At 44.0% G+C, this 18,829-nt stretch carries 17 protein-coding genes; 8 read left to right on the top strand and 9 right to left on the bottom strand.

Annotated features, from left to right (window positions below):
• The first annotated feature begins 1 nt into the window (after position 1).
• The 4 genes from O3A65_04025 to O3A65_04010 all read left to right on the top strand — a co-directional run bounded on the left by O3A65_04025 (position 2) and on the right by O3A65_04010 (position 3,141).
• On the top strand, positions 2 to 802 hold the full coding sequence (locus tag O3A65_04025) for a fumarylacetoacetate hydrolase family protein (GenBank protein ID MDA1331637.1): 801 nt from the start codon (positions 2 to 4) through the stop codon (positions 800 to 802).
• A 133-nt stretch (positions 803 to 935) separates the two neighbouring features.
• Entirely contained in the window at positions 936 to 1,799 is an 864-nt protein-coding gene (locus O3A65_04020) for a phytanoyl-CoA dioxygenase family protein (GenBank protein MDA1331636.1), read from the top strand.
• 37 nt (positions 1,800 to 1,836) lie between these two features.
• Positions 1,837 to 2,664: a phytanoyl-CoA dioxygenase family protein gene (locus O3A65_04015; protein MDA1331635.1), complete on the top strand. Its 828-nt coding sequence runs from the start codon at positions 1,837 to 1,839 to the stop codon at positions 2,662 to 2,664.
• Positions 2,665 to 2,724: 60 nt separating this feature from the next.
• Entirely contained in the window at positions 2,725 to 3,141 is a 417-nt protein-coding gene (locus tag O3A65_04010; protein MDA1331634.1) for a hypothetical protein, read from the top strand.
• 137 nt (positions 3,142 to 3,278) lie between these two features.
• On the opposite strand, the gene O3A65_04005 is transcribed toward O3A65_04010, so the two are convergent.
• Positions 3,279 to 3,983: a dienelactone hydrolase family protein gene (locus O3A65_04005; GenBank protein MDA1331633.1), complete on the bottom strand. Its 705-nt coding sequence runs from the start codon at positions 3,981 to 3,983 to the stop codon at positions 3,279 to 3,281.
• Between the two features lie 513 nt (positions 3,984 to 4,496).
• On the opposite strand from O3A65_04005, the gene O3A65_04000 reads away from it, so the two are divergent.
• The 4 genes from O3A65_04000 to O3A65_03985 all read left to right on the top strand — a co-directional run bounded on the left by O3A65_04000 (position 4,497) and on the right by O3A65_03985 (position 8,173).
• Positions 4,497 to 5,600 carry a hypothetical protein gene (locus O3A65_04000; GenBank protein ID MDA1331632.1) on the top strand — a complete coding sequence of 368 codons (1,104 nt, stop codon included), beginning with the start codon at positions 4,497 to 4,499 and terminating at the stop codon, positions 5,598 to 5,600.
• A gap of 116 nt (positions 5,601 to 5,716) precedes the next feature.
• Entirely contained in the window at positions 5,717 to 6,484 is a 768-nt protein-coding gene (locus tag O3A65_03995; protein ID MDA1331631.1) for an SDR family NAD(P)-dependent oxidoreductase, read from the top strand.
• Positions 6,485 to 6,517: 33 nt separating this feature from the next.
• Positions 6,518 to 7,360: a class I SAM-dependent methyltransferase gene (locus O3A65_03990; protein MDA1331630.1), complete on the top strand. Its 843-nt coding sequence runs from the start codon at positions 6,518 to 6,520 to the stop codon at positions 7,358 to 7,360.
• 24 nt (positions 7,361 to 7,384) lie between these two features.
• A complete protein-coding gene (locus O3A65_03985) occupies positions 7,385 to 8,173 on the top strand; it encodes a crotonase/enoyl-CoA hydratase family protein (protein MDA1331629.1) in 789 nt (262 codons plus the stop codon).
• Positions 8,174 to 8,176: 3 nt separating this feature from the next.
• Here the strand turns inward: O3A65_03985 and O3A65_03980 are convergent, their stop codons facing one another.
• The 8 genes from O3A65_03980 to O3A65_03945 all read right to left on the bottom strand — a co-directional run bounded on the left by O3A65_03980 (position 8,177) and on the right by O3A65_03945 (position 18,733).
• Entirely contained in the window at positions 8,177 to 10,282 is a 2,106-nt protein-coding gene (locus tag O3A65_03980) for a YgiQ family radical SAM protein (protein MDA1331628.1), read from the bottom strand.
• Positions 10,283 to 10,325: 43 nt separating this feature from the next.
• The gene (locus tag O3A65_03975) at positions 10,326 to 10,877 is read right to left on the bottom strand and encodes a pseudouridine synthase (GenBank protein MDA1331627.1); all 552 of its coding nucleotides are present in this window, start codon (positions 10,875 to 10,877) and stop codon (positions 10,326 to 10,328) included.
• Between the two features lie 369 nt (positions 10,878 to 11,246).
• Positions 11,247 to 12,614: a hypothetical protein gene (locus tag O3A65_03970; GenBank protein MDA1331626.1), complete on the bottom strand. Its 1,368-nt coding sequence runs from the start codon at positions 12,612 to 12,614 to the stop codon at positions 11,247 to 11,249.
• Positions 12,615 to 12,622: 8 nt separating this feature from the next.
• The gene (locus O3A65_03965) at positions 12,623 to 13,438 is read right to left on the bottom strand and encodes an outer membrane lipoprotein-sorting protein (protein ID MDA1331625.1); all 816 of its coding nucleotides are present in this window, start codon (positions 13,436 to 13,438) and stop codon (positions 12,623 to 12,625) included.
• Complete coding sequence (locus tag O3A65_03960) at positions 13,435 to 16,038, bottom strand: MMPL family transporter (protein MDA1331624.1); 2,604 nt, start codon at positions 16,036 to 16,038, stop codon at positions 13,435 to 13,437. The genes O3A65_03965 and O3A65_03960 overlap by 4 nt, the downstream gene beginning before the upstream one ends.
• 99 nt (positions 16,039 to 16,137) lie before the next feature.
• Positions 16,138 to 16,791, bottom strand: coding sequence for an RraA family protein (locus O3A65_03955; GenBank protein MDA1331623.1), 654 nt, complete (start codon positions 16,789 to 16,791; stop codon positions 16,138 to 16,140).
• A gap of 56 nt (positions 16,792 to 16,847) precedes the next feature.
• The gene (locus O3A65_03950; GenBank protein ID MDA1331622.1) at positions 16,848 to 17,972 is read right to left on the bottom strand and encodes a zinc-dependent alcohol dehydrogenase family protein; all 1,125 of its coding nucleotides are present in this window, start codon (positions 17,970 to 17,972) and stop codon (positions 16,848 to 16,850) included.
• Positions 17,973 to 17,998: 26 nt separating this feature from the next.
• The gene (locus tag O3A65_03945) at positions 17,999 to 18,733 is read right to left on the bottom strand and encodes an SDR family NAD(P)-dependent oxidoreductase (protein MDA1331621.1); all 735 of its coding nucleotides are present in this window, start codon (positions 18,731 to 18,733) and stop codon (positions 17,999 to 18,001) included.
• Positions 18,734 to 18,829 lie beyond the last annotated feature (96 nt).

Below are 18,829 nucleotides of genomic sequence, written 5' to 3'. Positions count from 1 at the left end.
AATGCCATTGAAAAATTCTCTAAGTTTGGCTCAGGCGGCTGTTATTGTGACGTCACAACGTAAAAGCCTGATGCCGATACAGGCACTGCCGCAACGGTTGCAGCCAGCCAATGAGGCAGAGGGTTATCTGTTGCAAGGGCACGTCAATCGTCTACTTCAGCGGCAACTGGGGCCGATCGTCGGGCATAAGATCGGGTGTACAACTCCCGTGATGCAGCAATTCCTCGGGATTCCAACCCCTTGCGCTGGAGAAATTTTTTCTCGCACAGTTCTGACCGGTCACGGGAGGGTCCCTAGAAATGGCTTCAGAAGAATTGGGGTGGAGTGTGAAATTGTGGTTTCGATTTCTGAAACCCTTTCTCCCGCTGATTATTCTGAGGCAAATTTTTCACCTATGGATGTCATTGGATCCATGATGGTAGGGATGGAAATTGTTGATGATCGGTACGAAAATTACAAGGCTTTAGGGGTGCCGACGTTGATCGCTGATAATTTTTTCAACAGTGGTTGCGTACTCGGGGACGCAGTTACGCGTTGGGATAAATTAGATCTTAATAATTTATCGGGTGTTACCAGAGTTAACGGAGTTGTTTTGGGGGAAGGACGCGGTGCGCTGATTATGGGAGCTCCATTAAATGCGCTTCGTTGGTTCGTGAAATGCATGATGAGTCGTGGTTTGACATTGAAAAAAGGTCAATTTGTCATGCTCGGTAGCGTCGTTGAGACCAAATGGCTGGAGGCGGGAGATGTGGCTGGGGTCGCGATCGACTCACTGGGCTCGGTAAGCCTCGTGGTTGAATAGCTGCGGCGCTTATTAAACCTGATTCCTTGTATCCTTGACTTTGAGTCGGAATAGTTATTATTCTGTAGAGTTGGTATTACCTTGGTGTTTTAAACTGAGACATCCCACTAATTTTTTTTAATAAGGATCTCAGATGTTAAGCGACGAACAAATCAGCCAATATCATTCAGACGGATATGTCATCGCCCGCTCCTTGATCGATGACGACTTGCTTAAACGTCTACGTGGCGTGGTGGTTGAGATGCTCAACGAAGCGCAAGGCCTGCTTGACCATAATGATAAGTTCGATTTAGAGCCGTCTCATACTGCAAAAGTACCTAATGTCAGAAGGATTAAAACACCACATAAGTGGCATCCGATTTTCTGGGAGTTAATCCAATCTCCTAAAATGATTGCTTGTTTGACTCGTCTTCTTGGTAAAGACGTGAGACTGCACGGTTCAAAGCTGAACCTCAAATCAGCAGGTGATGGCTCAGCTGTTGAGTGGCATCAAGATTGGGCTTTTTACCCACATTCAAATGATCACGTGCTTGCCGTGGGTCTGATGTTAGATGACATGACGCTGGAGAATGGGCCTTTGCTTTTGGTTCCTGGGAGCCACCGCATTGAAAAAGTGTGGGATCATCATCAGGATGGACAATTTTGTGGGGCGATATCACCCAGTGTGAATACAGATATCGATTTTAAAAATGCAATTCCATGTTTGGGTCAGGCCGGGGATTGTTCTTTTCATCATGTCCGTCTGGTGCATGGGTCTGCCCAGAATCGATCACAAAATACGCGTCGACTTATGTTGTATGAGTGTGCTGCTGCAGATGCGTGGCCTTATCTCAGGTTTTCAGATTTGGCAGAATTTAACAGTCGGATGATCGTAGGGAGCCCAACCGTCGAGCCTCGCGCTGAAAATGTGCCTATTCGCATGCCGTTTCCACTCGCTAAAAGACAGGGTTCGATTTATGAGAACCAGACTATTTTAGTTGATCGTTTCTTTAATTGAGGTAGTCACTTTGAGTATTCATTCGGACGGTAAGTTTATGAATCAGGCACAGTTAAATTGTTATCGGAAGGACGGATTTTTATCCCCGATTAAAGTTTTTTCAGAGGAGAAAGCGGGATTATTGCGTGCGCAGCTCGAAGATTATGAATCAATGCACGGGCCCGTAATGAAAACCCCTTACCGAAATAAGCCGCATCTTATCTTTCCTTGGGTAGCTGAAGTCATTAGGGACCCCAAAATTTCAGATATTGTTGAAAGCATACTTGGACCAAACTTACTCGTATGGGGTACAAATTTTTTCATCAAAGAGCCAAATGACGGCACATTTGTTTCTTGGCATCAAGATTCGACTTATTGGGGCTTGTCGCGTCCTGATGTTCTAACTGTTTGGATTGCTTTAAGTCCGAGTCGACGCGCAAACGGTGCGATGAAAATGGTTTCAGGGAGTCACAAGCTGGAGCAGTTGGCACATACCGACACCTTTGAGCCGGGAAATTTATTGACCCGTGGACAAAAGATTGATCAGCAGATCGCAGATGAAAATGTGGCTTGGATTGAATTAGAACCAGGGGAAGTTTCCCTGCATCATGTGCGTATTATTCATGGCTCTGAGGCCAACACTAGTTCAGATCGGCGTATTGGCTTAGCCATTCGTTTTATCCCGACAGACTTGAGTCAAGTGAACGGCGTTAAAGATTATGCAACGCTTGTTCGAGGACATGACGAATACAACCATTTTGAACACGAGCCTTGTCCTAAAGTATCTTTAGGTGATTCGGAAATTGCAACGCATACACGGATTGTGGAAGAGTCGTTTAAGTTGTTTTATCAGGGCACCGGTCGAGAGCCTAAGTTTGGTGAGTAAATTTTATTTTGTTCTAGTGAAACTTTTATAGCGGCTTTGGTCGAAGATAAGTAGTTACGTATGCTCAACAGAGAGAAAATTGTAATGATGCGATGTTTAGTCTGGATCTTTGGGATGTTTCTGTGTTCGGCTCCTTATGCTCTTGAATATGCAGTGGATACAATTGCTGTCGTGCGAGAAGGGGAAATTGCCAAATTTTATCCGCAGAGCGTTAGGGATAAGTTCGGTGAGCGACATTTTGAGGTGATGATTAGGTTGGTTGATACCGAATCGGTAGCCCCCCAAGCCCTTTTTTCGAGAAGAATAACCTACCGAGCACGATGTGACGTTAAAGAGCTAGCCCCTTACGTCATCGATCTTCGAAATTTTGAGGGCAAATCATTAAAAATGATCATGATACCCCCCGGAGCAGAGGATTTTCATAAGCCGCCTCTTGGCAGTCAAGAAGATGATTGGCTCTGGCAGGCTTGTCGCTAGAGATCCCTAAGCAACGCCATCTGTCATTGCGGGGATATAGTTGACGCAAGGCTCACTGACCATGGTCGCCATAGTGGCGCCACATCCCTTGTCGCAAATTCATATTCACAATGTTTGTTCCGTGAGTGAGAGAAATTTTAGTGCGGCCCCATTGTTTTACGAAATAAGGCAATGGATCGTTGATGAGCTAGCTGCGCTGTTGGTTTATGAAAGTGTTTAGACTCGGTTCTTGAAAACCCGTGATCAACGCCTGGATAGACAAAGATCTCGGTCTCAATATGATCTTTAAAAGCAGATTGAATGTTAGTCACCGAAGCCATAGGAGCATATTGATCGTTCTCGGCAAAGTGTAAGGCCATTGGGACGTTGATATTTTTTGCTTCATGCAGATATTCATCAATGGTCACGCCATAATAGGCAACTGCGCAATCAACACCTGATCGAGCGGCCGCCAAGTAAGCAAGCCTGCCACCTAAACAAAATCCGAGTGCCCCAAGTTGACCCACAACTTCGGGTTTGGCTCGTAGCGCTTTAACAGACGCACTGATGTCATGCATGCCTTGATCCGTATCAAATTGCGCAAAGAGTTCAAAGGCTCTTTCGAAGTCTTTCTCGGTATAGCCAAGCTGAACGCCCGGTTCAATGCGCCAGAAAAGGTCCGGTGCGAATACCACGTAACCTTCCTCAGCATAATAGTCCGCTACAGATTGGATGTACGGATTAACCCCAAATATTTCTTGGCATAGGATAATGCCTGGTCCTTTGCCGATTCTTGGAATGGAGAGGTACCCACTAAATGATGCACCGTCGTTTGCTTCGATATCAATCCAGTGCCCCGCCATTGTCTTGCTCCTCTATTTTCATTCGAAACTTTTTAGCTTTGAGATCATAGAAATGATAGCTTATCTTTTTTCACGCCGCCCATATCTTTGACAAATACGCAGTCGAGCCCTAGATTGAATATACTGTCCGGAGGATTTGCTCCCGTATTAAAACATAATGGGGGAGTAATACTATTGTTAATATTTTATTGATCCTTTCATCTGGTTAATCTTCCAGTGAGTGGCTTGTATAGTGTATCTAAGACCACAGAATTAGGGCATTAGAGCGGAATTTTCATCGCAAAAAAAGCTACATTAAGAGGATAAAGTATGAAATCAATAATATATTTGCACTACAATTTTCGCCCTGCCTTTAATGACGTATGCTTGTTTTTCGAAGTTTTAAGAGATGCGATTTGTACAGCGTGAGCAAGTAGAGAATAAAATGCATGTAAAATGGTCCAGGCGTTAAAAAATGGAGAGTCATAAATTTTTTGTTGATCCTAATTCTGAATAACTTAAGGAGTAATTGCAGTGGTAATTCGATTTAAAGTTTCAATGTTGTTATTGGTAGGTTTTAGTTTTTTGATCGTTGGATGTTCCAATGAATCGTCGGAGTCATCGGCAACTGGCTCAGCTGCTCCGATGGCGTATGTTACAAATCAAAAAGGTAATATTACGGTTATCGATTTAGTGAGTTTAGAGATTGTTTCTGAAATTAATGTTGACGGCAAAGGGCCGCGTGGAATCGGTATTACGTCAGATGGAAAAACAATAGTTGTTGCTAATTTAGACGGTGGTGACATTACTTTAATTGATCGTGAAAGCCGTAAGATCAATAAACATATCGAGATCGGAGAAAATCCTGAGTTTGTTCGGGTCATCGGTAATCGAGCTTATATTTCGTTTGAGCCTGCCTCGCTAGGAGGTCCTCCGCCAACGCCTGGATCGGAAGAGGCTCAGAAACTGGAGGCGGATCGAGAAAAAGAGGATGCGGAGCCTGCAAAAATAGCCGTAGTGAATATCGCCTCCGGCATCGTTGAAAAAGTAATTACAGGAGGGATGGAGACTGAAGGTATTGAACTGTCTCCCGATCAATCTAATTTGATTATTACAAATGAGGCGGATGAGAATATTACGGTGCATGATTTACAGACAGGAGAGCTGATTAAAACAATCAGCACGCGAGATTATGGCTATAGACCCAGAGGTATCAAGGTCTCTCCTGATGGCGGTGTGTATGTCGCTAGTGTTGAGTACGGTAATAAATTGGTTGTGATGAATAGTGATTTTGAAATCATTAAAACTATTAAAACGGGAGAGGTTCCGTATGGTTTATCTTTTAGTCGTGACGGAAGCAAGCTTTATGTCGCGCTAGCAAAGGGACAGGCGATACAAGTTTTTGATACCAAGAGTTGGGAAGAGGTAGGCCGCGGAGAAATTGGAAAACGATGTTGGCATTTTACGTTTACTCCGGATGATTCAAAAATTCTTGTAGCGTGCGGAAAATCAGATGAGGTAGTGGTACTTGATGCCTCTAATATGTCAGTGTTAAAAAGATTGACTGGCTTCGCTATGCCATGGGGCATTGTGACCTATCCTAAGTCTGTGGGAAGTCTTGATTCTGTTTGGCAGTAAATATTTTGTAATCGGAAACCCCGCCATGGTGGTGGGGTTTTTTTTCGGGGTTTGTAAAGCATTTAGAATTATTCAGATAAAACGTTTATTTTGAGGTTAGATAACCAGGGGGATAGATGTCTCGATTAAGTCATAAGGTTGCGATTATTACTGGTGCCAGTAATGGTATTGGAGCTGCAGCTGCTCGGCGTTTCGTTGCTGAGGGCGCAAAAGTTTTTTTGATTGGAAGAAATGAGAAGGCTCTGCAGGATTTACTGACGGAGCTCACGGCTGAGAAAAGTGATGTGATGGTTGGCGATGTTGCTCTTGAGAGCACGAATAAAAATATGGTTGAGGCGTGTCGTAGTCGATTTGGCGAGCCTGATATTGCTTTAATTAATGCAGGTATTGAGGGGGCTGCAGCGCTCATACCTGATTACCCTACAAACGTTTTTGATGACGTTATCGCGATTAATGTGCGCGGCGTTTTTCTCGGGCTCAAGCATACGATTCCACTCATGACTTCGAAGGGAGGAAGTATTATTATCACTTCTTCTGTTGCTGGACTTAAGGCACGTGGACTTGGAAACTCTGCCTATGTAGCCAGTAAGCATGCTGAAATAGGGCTAATGAGGACCGCAGCGATAGAAAATGCGTCGAGTAATATTCGAGTCAATTGTGTTTTGCCTGGACCAACTGAAACGAGAATGATGCGCTCTATTGAAGAAAATCGGTCTCCCGGATCTGCTGAGCTAGCAAAGAAAGATGTTTTGAAGGGTATCCCATTGGGCCGTTACGGAACGCCGGAAGAAGTCGTGAACATGATTACATTTTTGGCATCGGATGAGTCAAGCGCTTGTACTGGCGGAGTTTATACCGTTGACGGCGGAGTATCGGCCTACTGACATTAGGCAGGATGCGTAAAATTAAGGAATTTTATGGTTAATCAAACGTTACATACGTTGGTGAATGAGCATTATGGTAATGAAGGGCTTCTGGATAGAATTCTTGCCGCAGCGCTTGATGCTGGAATTGTGTTGAATGAAGCTCGCTCTAGTGATTTTTCCTCTGTTTCTGAGTTTCACATTGGTGGTCGAGGAGCAACAATCGAGTTAGCAACAATGGCTCAATTACGAACTGGAGACAAAGTCCTTGATATTGGTTCTGGGTTGGGTGGTCCGGCTCGGACGCTAGCAGAGGAATTTGGAGCTATTGTTGAAGGCGTCGATTTAACGCACGAATTTTGTGTGGTTGCGAATGAATTAACTCGAATGACAGGTCTTACGGAGAAAGCAAAATTTTTCCAAGGTGATGCCCTTAATTTGCCAGGTGAACCGAATAGTTACGATGTGGTTTGGACACAACAATCTTGCATGAACATCGACGATAAAGATCGAATGTTGTCCGAGGCATTTCGAGTGCTCAAGCCTGGTGGTACTTATGTCTTTCAGGAGGTGCTCGCTGGTGCTCAAGGCAGCGCCATCCAGTTCCCAGTCCCTTGGGCGCGAGAAACGAACATGAGTTTCCTTTGGGCGCCAGAGGCAATTAGAAATTCGATTTTGAACTGCGGGTTTATCGAACAGATATGGAAGAATGCGACGAGCCAATACATGGAGGAGTACCGAGCGCTTGCAAAGAATACTAGTGATGTCTTGAAACGTCCAATTATGGGCGTACACCTTATGCTGGGAGGGCAGTCTTCAGTGATGAGACAAAACGTAGTTGAAAATATAGATCAGGGATTGATTGCTGTTTATCAGGGTGTATTTAAAAAATTGTAATGATGGACACAACATGGAGGTCCAATGGGTTCTGAGGAAGGATATATCCACACGCGACGTGAAGGTAGCGTGTTTGAAATGATTATTGATCGCCCACTTAAATTGAACGGGTTTACGCCTAAAATGTTTCGGGAATTAATTGAAGCCTATCAAGCGTATGAGTGGGACCCTACATCCCGATGTGCAGTCGTGACCGCGAACGGAGAGCATTTTACTGCGGGCCTTGATCTTCAAAAAATGGTCCCGCATCTGTCGGATGATTATATCCTGACTAAAAAAGAGGAAATCGATCTTTTTGGGTTACGACCACCATACCGCACAAAACCGATTATTTATGCGGTTAAAGGTATTTGTTTCACACTAGGTATTGAGCTGATGTTGGCGGCCGATATCGTCGTTGCTGCATCAAATTCTCGATTTGCACAGATTGAAGTAAAGCGAGGAATTATGCCAACTGGTGGTGCAACAACCCGTATGGTTTCTAGGTCAGGTTGGGGTAATGCGATGCGTTATTTACTCACTGGAGAGGAGTTTGATGTTGATACCGCTAAGTCGCTCGGATTTGTTCAGGAGGTGGTGAATTCAGGTGAGGAACGTTTACGTGCATTATCTCTGGCGCAAAGTTTATGTAATTGCGCACCTCTCGCGATTAAAGCGATCATCCAGAATGCCCAAGCTGGACTTATGCATGGGCAGTCCTACGCGCACGCTGGGCTCGGTTCTGCCCAAAGAGAGTTAGTCAACACAAAGGATTTTAAAGAGGGGGTCAGTAGCTTTCGAGAGAAGCGTGATCCAAAATTCTGCGGTGAGTAAGGATTAATTGGACTTTGGATTTCTAGGCAGTCCAGTATGAGTTGTACGAAACGCCAGATATTTTTTAGGTCGTCTTGATCCCTCAGGATTAAATCCAGTCCCCTTGGGTTGATATTGTGGAATGAGATGTTTTTTTCCAGGCCCAATCAAATCCGTTCTACCCATCTTTTTTAAAGCATCACGTAATAACGGCCAGTTCTCAGGATCGTGGTATCTCAGAAAGGCTTTATGAAGTCTCCGTTGTCTCAGGCCCTTTGGAACAATGACATCTTCGCTGTCACTTGTAACTTTTCGAAGAGGGTTTTTTTCCGAGTGGTACATTGCCGTTGCCAGCGCCATAGGCGAGGGTAAAAATGATTGCACTTGATCTGCTCGAAAACCGTTCGCTTTCAGCCAGACTGCGAGTTCCAGCATGTCTTTGTCTGTTGTCCCTGGGTGTGCGGCAATGAAATAAGGGATTAAGTATTGTTCTTTCCCTACTTGCTTTGAATACCGATCAAAAAGTTCTTTGAACCGATAATAAGTCCCGACTCCGGGTTTCATCATTTTGGATAGTGGACCTTCTCCAATAGCTTCAGGAGCTATTTTGAGATAGCCGCCCACATGGTGTTGGGCCAGCTCCTTGACATAGTCAGGAGATTCAATTGCAAGATCGTAACGAACTCCAGATCCAATCAATACCTTTTTGATGCCTGAAAGTGATCGAACTTTTCGGTATAAGTTAATGAGGGAAGAATGATTGGTGTCTAAATTTGGACAAATACGCGGATAGACACATGATAGTTTCCTGCATGACGACTCTATGGTTTTGCTTTTGCAAGCCAATCGATACATGTTAGCTGTTGGGCCACCGAGATCGGAAATGACACCCGTGAAATCAGAGGCATTGTCACGGATGTGTTCCACTTCTCGAACAATAGAACCTTCAGATCTATTTTGGATGATTCGTCCCTCATGCTCTGTGATAGAGCAAAACGTACACCCACCAAAACATCCTCGTTGGATCGTGACAGAGAATCTAATCATGTCAAATGCGGGTATCTTTTGTTTTCCATAGCTTGGGTGAGGCTCCCGTGCATAGGGTAATTCATATAGCTGATCCATCTCATCCATCTCAAGAGGAATTGGTGGTGGATTAATCCAGAGGTCGCGATCACCGAACCGTTGCACAAGAATTCGTGCGTTACCAGGATTGGACTCTAGGTGTAATACGCGTGATGTATGTGCATACATAATTGGATCGTCACATACTGATTCATATGACGGTAGTCGCACTACAATTTTTTCTCGAGAATAATTTTTTGATTGGGCGATACTCGCTGTAGCATCGACTTGTTTTGTCCTCTCTGGAGTAAGCATTTGATACGGATTAACGGGCAGAGATAGCTGTCCAGGTTTATCAAGCGTGGTTGAGTCTTGCTCAATCCAATCAGACCCAATTGAGTCGACCGTAAATGCGGTGCCTCTAATATCAGTAATGTCTTTAATGGTTGTACCAGAAGCAATCCGGTGTGCCACATCAACTAGTGCGCGCTCGGCATTCCCAAAGAGTAAGAGATCTGCCTTTGCATCCATAAGTACAGAGCGTCGAACTTTCTCTGACCAGTAATCATAATGAGCAATACGTCTAAGGCTGGCTTCAATACCGCCGAGAATAATGGGAACGTTTTTGTATGCTTGTCGAACTTTTTGGCTATACACAATGACACTGCGGTCTGGCCTTTTCCCTGGTGCTGCATTGGGTGTATAAGCATCATCTGTTCTTATTTTTTTATCAGAGGTGTACCGGTTGACCATGGAATCCATGTTACCAGCGGTCACACCAAAAAATAATTTTGGTTCACCGAGCACCTTAAATGCACTGACGTCGTGCCATTCTGGCTGCGCGATGATTCCCACTCTGAAACCTTGGTGCTCTAAAAGTCGACCAACAATGGCCATACCAAAGCTAGGGTGATCAACGTAGGCATCGCCTGTGACTAAAATTATGTCGCACTGATCCCATCCCAAATTTTCCATTTCTTCTTTTGACATGGGGAGGAATTGAGCTGTGCCAAAACGTTTGGCCCAATACTTCTTATATTGAAAAATACTCTGAGGAGCGTTCATTATTAAAGATGTGTGATTGAGAGATTGGCGATAGTCTAATGTATCACAGTGAATATCTCGAATGATTCTCAATGAGTCGCCATTCTCCAGGAGACAGTCCGTTGATGGAGAATTCTCCAATTGAATGGCGGATAAGTCTGAGGGTGGGGTGACCAACGGCTGCGGTCATCTTGCGTACCTGTCTATTGCGGCCCTCAGTTAAGCCTAGTTCTATCCATGAGGTTGATATGGACTGTCGGTAGCGAATGGGCGGCTCCCTATCCCATAACCGAGGTTCAGCGATTCGTTTTGCCGTCGCCGGGCGTGTCATCCGTTTCTCAATCAAGACCCCATGTTCCAGTCGAATGATTGCTGCGTCCGATGGTTCGCCTTCAATTTGCGCCCAATAGATTTTCTTTTTTTTAAATTTGGGGTTGGACAGGCGTTGTTGTAGTCGTCTGTCGTCAGTGAGAATGAGCAGTCCTTCGCTGTCTAAATCTAAGCGCCCAGCTGGGTACACTTGTTTCATGCAGATGAAATCCGACAATGTTTTTCGGTCATGGTTATCTGTGAATTGGGAGAGAACTCCAAAGGGTTTATTAAAAAGAATGATCAAAATCTTTCCAGTTTAATCTTCAAGCTAATAGGCATCGCTTTTTGTCCTACCGTGGGAGACTGCTTATAGCGGCGCTGGGTACAATATAGAAACATAAATTTAACCCATAAATTGTTATCAATTTACTTTTTAGAAATATAAATTTTTATGACTTATAGGTTCTTTTCTTCTAAAACCCTGATCTTCGGTTTGATCCATGTGGAGTCGTTAAGTGTTTTAATATGAGAATCACGGGTGTGGCAGGGTTGGTATCAATGTAAGTCTCAAACTCTGATTTGGAAAAAGCTTGTTGGGTGATGACTGCCGCTCAGCTATATAAACATATGTTTTTAATTAAATTATTTTAGAATAATGCGTTGAAGGGTTGACTTAAAAGAAATATCTCAGCTCTGAGAATATGGTTTTATTTTTATTTTGAAGTGAAAAAATAGTGTCAGCAGCCCCATCAAAATATTCCAACCCAGTGGTTGCTTTGAAATGATCGTTGATGGAATAGGTCATCTTTGGACGAACAGCATAACCATGTCGTTTAAACAGCGTGCTTGCAGCAAACTCTACCTCAAGAGTATCGTTAAGCCACTTTTTTCCGACACGAATGCTCATGCCGTATTCGTCCTTGTCGAGTTGATGGTTTGTTAGCGCGCTCAAAGATGCTACTTTCCTACGAGATTCATCAGCGATCTCTCTAGGGTCTTGATAATCATAAACTCTGCGATAAAAACCTTGACCGATAGCACTTAAATTTTTTCCAAAGTCTCGCTCAACACCAACAACAATATGGGTAAATGAGTTTTTTATAGAAGCATCTACCCCTGATGTATCTTTCGTTTGGGTATGCGCAGCTTCGATCGCGTACCGATTAGAGCCTACGACCGTCGCTAGATCGGCGCCAATAATATTCACCTCGTTGTACTTTTTGCTGACTAAGATATCAGCGCCGGATGTTCCCGTAAAAGTTAAATCAGTATTCAGGTCAATCCCAGAAAAATAAGAAATTGACCAATCAATATTTCCTCCAGATTGATCAAATTTTAGCGCGTATTGTTGATGATTAGTAGGAGTGCTATCAACAAACTGTAACCCAGATGTATTTGCAGGAGGAAGTTTATTAGGCTCAAAGTTTATGAGCCAAATAGCTGTAAGACTTGATTGCAAGCCAAACACCTTGCTGATTTTTACAGCCTCTGTCCCCATCCGTTCTTCATCAGCTTCTGGTGATAATAGCGTGAAATCTCGGGGTGTAAGATTGTCAGTGGGGTTTATTCGATCCGCTCTGCCCCAAGCAATGATTTGACGCCCAAGTCGGTAATCCCAATTTCCCGTTCGAAAGTGAAGGTAGATTTCCTTGACGCGATCATCGCTACTTTCAATCCCCAAAGAGTCTTTGTTGTACACATATCCATCTGTATATAGCTTGAGGCCATGTGTTAGATGCTTTTCGAGTGTAAACCATACCGAACTCGTAATTAGGTCTTTATCATTATTATTTAAACGATTTGATGACCAGTACCCGCCTCTTAATGAGCCTGTGACTCCAAGTTTATTAAGTGGCGAAGACCAATCTTTACTCTCTGCTCCGCGTTCGCTTTCGAAGCTCATTTCTGGAATAAACGGTGGCTCATTAGCCACAACCAGGTCATTATCCTGCGATAATGCTGCTTGATTACTTAGAATTACAAGGGATATTAAAAAAGCGATCCCGGAAACTTTAAGTTGCTCCGATTTGGAAACTAACAATTACCGAATCACTCACTTTCCATATATCGCGTTGTGAAATAAGTATCTTTAACTCCGACATTCACTTTTAGTTTGTCTACTTTAATAATCGTTGAATGGCCTGATATCACATCAGTTGCTCTTAGCTCCCGTGCAACCCACCTATTCTGTTCTGAATCGACAAGCTGTAAATTTTTAAAGCTCATCTGCTTATACAGCGCGCCCGATAGGTTATACATTTCCGCCTTGCGAGTGACGTAAGCTTCTTTTTGAATCCAAGAGACACGTTTCGAGTAACCGGTATTTTTTGCTGTGGTCTTATTTTTTGGCGTTGACTCAATGACGTAGCACTTAAAACCGTCAATGAGTTCTTCTCCCATAATGGCATGGTCCCAATCTTGAACCTTGTGCCCAATTACGTCTCCATATGAAAAGTCAGTGCCAACAAAGCTGTCTTTTTTGTTACTGGAAACAAGTCTCCTGATTTTTTTCATACTAGGCAGATAGAGCCAAATATCATCATCCGTCTCAGATTGTTCTATCAAGAGAGATACCATACCCCGAACGTCATTTGGTTCGATAAATCGCGTCATTCGCATATTATCAATTCCATTTTTTCTTAGTTTGGTAGTTCCGAAAGTCTTACGCACTCGCTCTATCCCTGACTTATTTCGTAGAATGAATGTGCTCTCAGATTCTGAATCCGTAACTTTAGTTATAACGAAATTCTTTTCCATGATCTCAACTGCAGACTGAGCAAAACTTGCGAGGGGCGTAAGGCAGATGATCGTTCCAAGCGTCGCAAACATCACATTCCAGGTAAACGTTGTCGCATTTATTTTCATTTCTTTACTCCATCAAAGATAAATTTTGGTCTGAATTTGAGTATTAGAGACGGCATTATTGTTAAAGCTGCTGTAACACTTACAATCATCGCCGTGCCTATTAATAATGCCGTCCAAGTGTGTGGGTAGTATCCACGCGAGAATGCTTGCACTGCATATCCTCCAGCCACAGCTGTTGCTACAAATAAACAAGCCTTCCCAGCGGTACGAAGCACTTTATGAAAGGCTTCATCGATTCCCGTGCCTTCCGCCAGCTCCTCCCTAAGGCGGAAAAGCATATAGATCGCATAGTCTGCGCCAATTCCGATAGCTAGTGATGATACCAATGCGGTAGGGATATTTAAACTCAGTCCAAGTATGCCCATTAGACCCATATTAGTTAAAACTGAGAGTAGCAATGGCGTGACGACGAGTAACCCAGCCACCGGGGTTCTGAATATTATCGAAGCAAATAAAAATACCACTCCCGCAATTTGAGCAATATTAAGCAGTTTATCCTTCACGATAACTTCTGCTAGAGCAGCACTTTGAGCAACGCTTCCTCCAACATTTACAGTTATCGTTGGTGGGAAGTTTTCATCAACGAAATTCTGAATCTTACCCCACAGATTAAGCATATCTGTGGTGTTATCGCTGTGAGTAAACACTACCATGTTAGCTAACTTGTAGTCATAGTCTACGTAAGGATCAAAGTCCCCGGGGGAACCAGACATAGAGTAGATCAATAGGTACTCAGCTATCGTGTTTCTGTCGTCTGGTATCCGGTAATAACTAGGATCATCAGCATTCATTGACTTGTTCATCTGTTTAATAAAGCCAGCTATCGACATGACCTTACCGATATTGGGTTCAGTCTCGATAAATTGAGCCAATTTATCCATCGCTTTTAGAACAGCCGGATCTTTAATAGCGTCTTGGTCCTTGCCTTCAATCATGAGATAAATGCTATTGGTGCCTGCCATTCGTGCATTCAGCGAACGATCGTTCTTCATCACTTCTAAGTCTGGTGAAAAATAGCCTTTTAAAGAGCTATCGATACTCAATTTTGACATTCCATAAATAGACACGACAATTAGAACCGCAGTAATACTAAAGATATGTTTTCTATTCGGCCCGAGAATAGTTTTTGCATAAAAACCAGTGATTCTGTCCCAGATTCTTTCTTCCTTCTCTAATTTAGTTTCGCCTTGACTTGGGGGTGGAAGAATGGCTCTTAGCGCTGGAATGAATGTCATTTCAACTACCAAGATGCTAAGAATGCCGACGCCAGAAAATACACCAAAAACTCTGATTGACACTATGTCAAAAACGATTAATGAGAAAAATCCGCAAGATGCTATGATCCCTGCTGTCAGCATGACGGGACCAATTTTTACGATAGAGTCGATCACAGCTTGGCGATTTGCAAAAATGCTGGCATCATCTGAAACAATACTCTTCGGTTTAAAAATATAAATAATTAACCGTATTGATGCCCAGAGGAAAAATAGCCAAACCGGTATAAGTGAAACCGAGCCTACCTGGAGAGTTGCGGACACTCCGTCACTGAATTCACCTGTTTGAAATCCTTTGTAAAGTCCCCATAAGATCGGAACGCCAAGCATAATGGGCGATAGCTTGCCGAGAACACGGCTCACATCGAAGAATTTTGTTTTTGTATATTCAGCTCCATTTGGTTGGGCATTATTGTATTCCTCGTAGTACCTCTTGAGCAGCTGTACTGCGTGTCCGGCCCCTACCGCCAGTACTAAGGTCGGCGTTAAAGTATTAAATATATCCAATGGAACATTCGCCAGCCCCATGAAACCCAGCGCCCAGATCACTGCGATTATAGGAGTCACCAATGGAAGTATTAATCCTTGCAGAGTTCGAAATGCTTCAAAATGAATAATTCCGATAATGATTATCGCAAGCATCAATAAGAAGGGAGTTCTTTTAGCAAATTTTTCAATTAATGCTATGAAAGGGGGATACCCCGTAACTTCGATGGTAACTGAGTCATCTCGCTCCGGATCAACGGCTTCACTGATGCGATCCGAGACATACGTAAATCCGACGCGGCCTTCCTTTTTGTCTGTGGGAGAGGCATCTCTAACCTCAGCGAGGATTGTAAGGGTTTTGAAGTCCTCTGAGACAACCGTATTCATATACGAATCATTGCGAATTAATGCCTCTTTTAATGCCGCTAAACCTTCAGGTGTGGTCGGCACTTCCTCCATCATCTGTTGGACTTGCATTCCATCCACGGTACCTTTTATATCCTTGACTCTATTGGCCGCCACCGATAACAGATTTGTTTGAACAACTCGCGGTGTCTCGCTTAGCCTCTGCGTAATTCGCTGGACTTTGGCAAGAATCTCTGGCTGGAAGACATCCCCATTTTTTGGACTTACGCCTATCGCTGCAACGTATCGCGATCCAAACACTTCTTCAATCTTAAGAGTAGTTGATACGAAAGGATGAGATTGGGGAACAATAGTATTCGGGTCAATGATGACGGTTAGATTTCCGAGGTTCTTTACGAAAAAAACCGTTAATCCAAAAATGACCGCAATAACGAGCCACCGAAACTGGACGATTAATTCAATATATTTCCGCATGACTCCTCCAATAATTTAAATTATTGCGACGGATTTTACCTTTTATATTTGTTTATTTAATATTTGATGTGATTCAAGTGGTTCTATGGATCTCATCAATTAAAACTTGCCAAATTTTAAGTAAGCTTCTTTTGGGTCGATTCCTGACATGATGGCTTCTCTTACAGCATTTTCCGTACGCAACACTAATTCGGCCTGAGTGATTGTTGCCTCTAAATGCTTGTTTGGGATCACTACGGCACCATCTAAGTCCGCCAGAATATAGTCCTCTTTTTCAATCCAGCAATCACCGATGACGATCGGATTGCCGAGTTTAGTTGGGATCCAACGGCCAACAACATCTTTTGGTGTGTTGAAGGAATAGAAAACAGGAAAATTGAGCGCGTTGATAATCGCTACATCGCGACAACCACCATCCACCAGGTATCCGATGACACCGCGTTTTTGCAGTGTTTCAGCTGACAGCTCACCCATTAGCGCAACTTCAGTGGTATTTGGTTGACACACCGCAACATAATTTGGTGGAATGCTTGAGAGTAAAGATGTCCACTCGATCAAGGTCTCGTGTGGGGTATGAGACGCGGTAATTTGCCCCTCAATTGTGAAGATTGGCCCTGCTAATTTTTGTTGCTTATTTAATGGTCTGATCGTGGCTGGCAGTACAAAGTTCTCGCATCCCAACTGTCTTAGTACGTCATGGACGGCTGAAGCATGTAGTCGAGAAAGTCTGCTTGTCAGTGTTTGCATTTCCATAAACCTTGCACTTAGTGAGAGTTATTCATGCGAATGTTAAAAGGGATGAATCCGCGCTACATCATGATGATTTGTCGAACGGTATGCCCTGATTGCAATCTGTCAAACCCTTCATTAATGTCTTCTATTTTTATATGGTCACTCAAAAGTTGGTCGACAGGCAACATGCCCCGTTTGTATAAGTCAATGTAGCGAGGCACATCTCTAGTGGGTACGCATGACCCCATGTAACTTCCTTTCACGGTGCGCTCTTCCGCAGTTAAGTTCACGTGTTGCAACTCCCAACGCGCTTTTGGGTGAGGAAGTCCCGCTGTAACCGTCGTACCACCTCTTCGTGTGATTCGGTACGCTAATTCCATGGCTTGTACAGATCCAGCCATTTCGAAACCGAAATTAACCCCGCCCTGAGTCAATTCCTTGACTTTTTCAATGGCTTTGTCATCTTTGGCATTTACGGTTGCGGTTGCGCCGAGTCTCTTTGCGATGTCGAGTTTGTCGTCATGTACATCGATAGCAATAATTTGACTCGCTCCAGCGACTTTTGCGCCAAGTAATGTATTAAGGCCGACACCGCCTAAGCCGACAACACCTACGGTGGCACCTGGAAATACGCCCGCCGTATTTAATGCTGCCCCAACCCCAGTTAGTACAGCACACCCAAATAATGCGGCTTCATTAAACGGAAGGCTTTTGTCAATTTTTATGAGAGACCCGCGGTTGACCACGCAGTATTCGGCAAATGCGGACACCCCGACATGGTGGTAAATCGGTTCGCCATTTTGGCTCAGGCGAATGCCTCCTCCAAGCAGTGTGCCGGCGCCGTTGGCTTGCTGTCCAGGCTCACATTGCCCGGGGCGGCCCTCTTTGCATGAAATGCACTCTCCACAACTGGGGGCGAAGACCAACGCTACGTGATCTCCAGTCACTATGTCTGTGATTCCAGGGCCGCACTCAACGACAATGCCGGCAGCTTCGTGACCCAGAATCATGGGTGTCGGCCTCGGTCTGGTACCGTTCACGCTCGATAGATCTGAATGACAGAGGCTAGCGGCTTTGATTTTTACGAGCAGTTCTCGTTCTTGGGGAGAGGCGATGTCTACTTCCTCAATGGTTAACGGTTTTGAGTCCGCGTAGGGTTGTTCTACTCCCATTTGACGAATGACCGCCGCTTTCATTTTCATGGAATTTCCTTAAGTTTATAAAATAGTTAGTATGTTGTTCGGCCTCCGGAGGCATCAAATACGGCAGCTGTGCTGAATGAACAGTCTTCAGTGCACAGCCACGTAATTAAGGACGCGAGTTCTTCCGCCGTTCCGAGCCGCTCCATGGGAATTTTTGATTTCATATAATCGATATGACTCTGTGGCACTTGCTTGAGAATTGGTGTGTCGACAGTCGTTGGCGTTACGGCATTTACGAGCACACCTGATGTTGCGAGCTCTTTGCCCAAGGACCGCGTCAGCGCAATAACGGCAGCTTTTGATGCGGAGTAAGCCGAAGCGGTTGGGTTCCCTTCTTTACCCGCCACGGAAGACAGGTTGACGATTCGTCCATAAGAGTTTTCAATCATGTGGGGTACGATTGCTTTGCAAGCTAGGAAAACACCGGTTAGATTAACGTCAATCACTTGTTTCCAAATATCAGTAGGGTACTTGTGTAACAGCTCATTGACGCCATTAATACCAGCTGAGTTAACCAGAACGTCGATCTTGGGGTGAGATTTAAGTGTTTCCTCAAGAGCGCGATATACGTCGGTCTCTTCAGCAATATTGACTTTGATGCACTGTGATTCTTTCTCGAATTTTTTAAACTTGTCCGTCTGCAAATCCCAAATGATCACGGTTGCGCCAGAGGAGATCATTCTATGAACTGTTGCCTCGCCAATGCCAGAGGCGCCTCCAGTCACAATTGCGGTTCTTCCCTTCATGTCTAACTGATTCATGATGTTATCCTTAAGTCTTTAATTGATAGAAGATATTGTGTTCTAACTCTATATTTGATTCTTTGAGGCGAAGTTACAGAAACGCGTATAGGTGAT

It is taken from the genome of Pseudomonadota bacterium, from assembly GCA_027624715.1.
Taxonomy (GTDB): domain Bacteria; phylum Pseudomonadota; class Gammaproteobacteria; order Burkholderiales; family Eutrophovitaceae; genus Eutrophovita.
The sequence above is the reverse complement of the archived record's forward strand: the minus strand, read 5'-3'. Positions and strand labels throughout refer to the sequence as shown.

Excerpts from the sequence above, each read along its gene's own strand:
- O3A65_04025 (MDA1331637.1), top strand. The coding sequence starts at position 2 with ATGCCATTGAAAAATTCTCTAAGTTTGGCTCAGGCGGCTGTTATTGTG.
- O3A65_04020 (MDA1331636.1), top strand. The coding sequence starts at position 936 with ATGTTAAGCGACGAACAAATCAGCCAATATCATTCAGACGGATATGTC.
- O3A65_04015 (MDA1331635.1), top strand. The coding sequence starts at position 1,837 with ATGAATCAGGCACAGTTAAATTGTTATCGGAAGGACGGATTTTTATCC.
- O3A65_04010 (MDA1331634.1), top strand. The coding sequence starts at position 2,725 with ATGCTCAACAGAGAGAAAATTGTAATGATGCGATGTTTAGTCTGGATC.
- O3A65_04005 (MDA1331633.1), bottom strand. The coding sequence starts at position 3,983 with ATGGCGGGGCACTGGATTGATATCGAAGCAAACGACGGTGCATCATTT.
- O3A65_03995 (MDA1331631.1), top strand. The coding sequence starts at position 5,717 with ATGTCTCGATTAAGTCATAAGGTTGCGATTATTACTGGTGCCAGTAAT.
- O3A65_03990 (MDA1331630.1), top strand. The coding sequence starts at position 6,518 with ATGGTTAATCAAACGTTACATACGTTGGTGAATGAGCATTATGGTAAT.
- O3A65_03985 (MDA1331629.1), top strand. The coding sequence starts at position 7,385 with ATGGGTTCTGAGGAAGGATATATCCACACGCGACGTGAAGGTAGCGTG.
- O3A65_03980 (MDA1331628.1), bottom strand. The coding sequence starts at position 10,282 with ATGAACGCTCCTCAGAGTATTTTTCAATATAAGAAGTATTGGGCCAAA.
- O3A65_03965 (MDA1331625.1), bottom strand. The coding sequence starts at position 13,438 with ATGAAAATAAATGCGACAACGTTTACCTGGAATGTGATGTTTGCGACG.
- O3A65_03960 (MDA1331624.1), bottom strand. The coding sequence starts at position 16,038 with ATGCGGAAATATATTGAATTAATCGTCCAGTTTCGGTGGCTCGTTATT.
- O3A65_03955 (MDA1331623.1), bottom strand. The coding sequence starts at position 16,791 with ATGGAAATGCAAACACTGACAAGCAGACTTTCTCGACTACATGCTTCA.
- O3A65_03950 (MDA1331622.1), bottom strand. The coding sequence starts at position 17,972 with ATGAAAATGAAAGCGGCGGTCATTCGTCAAATGGGAGTAGAACAACCC.
- O3A65_03945 (MDA1331621.1), bottom strand. The coding sequence starts at position 18,733 with ATGAATCAGTTAGACATGAAGGGAAGAACCGCAATTGTGACTGGAGGC.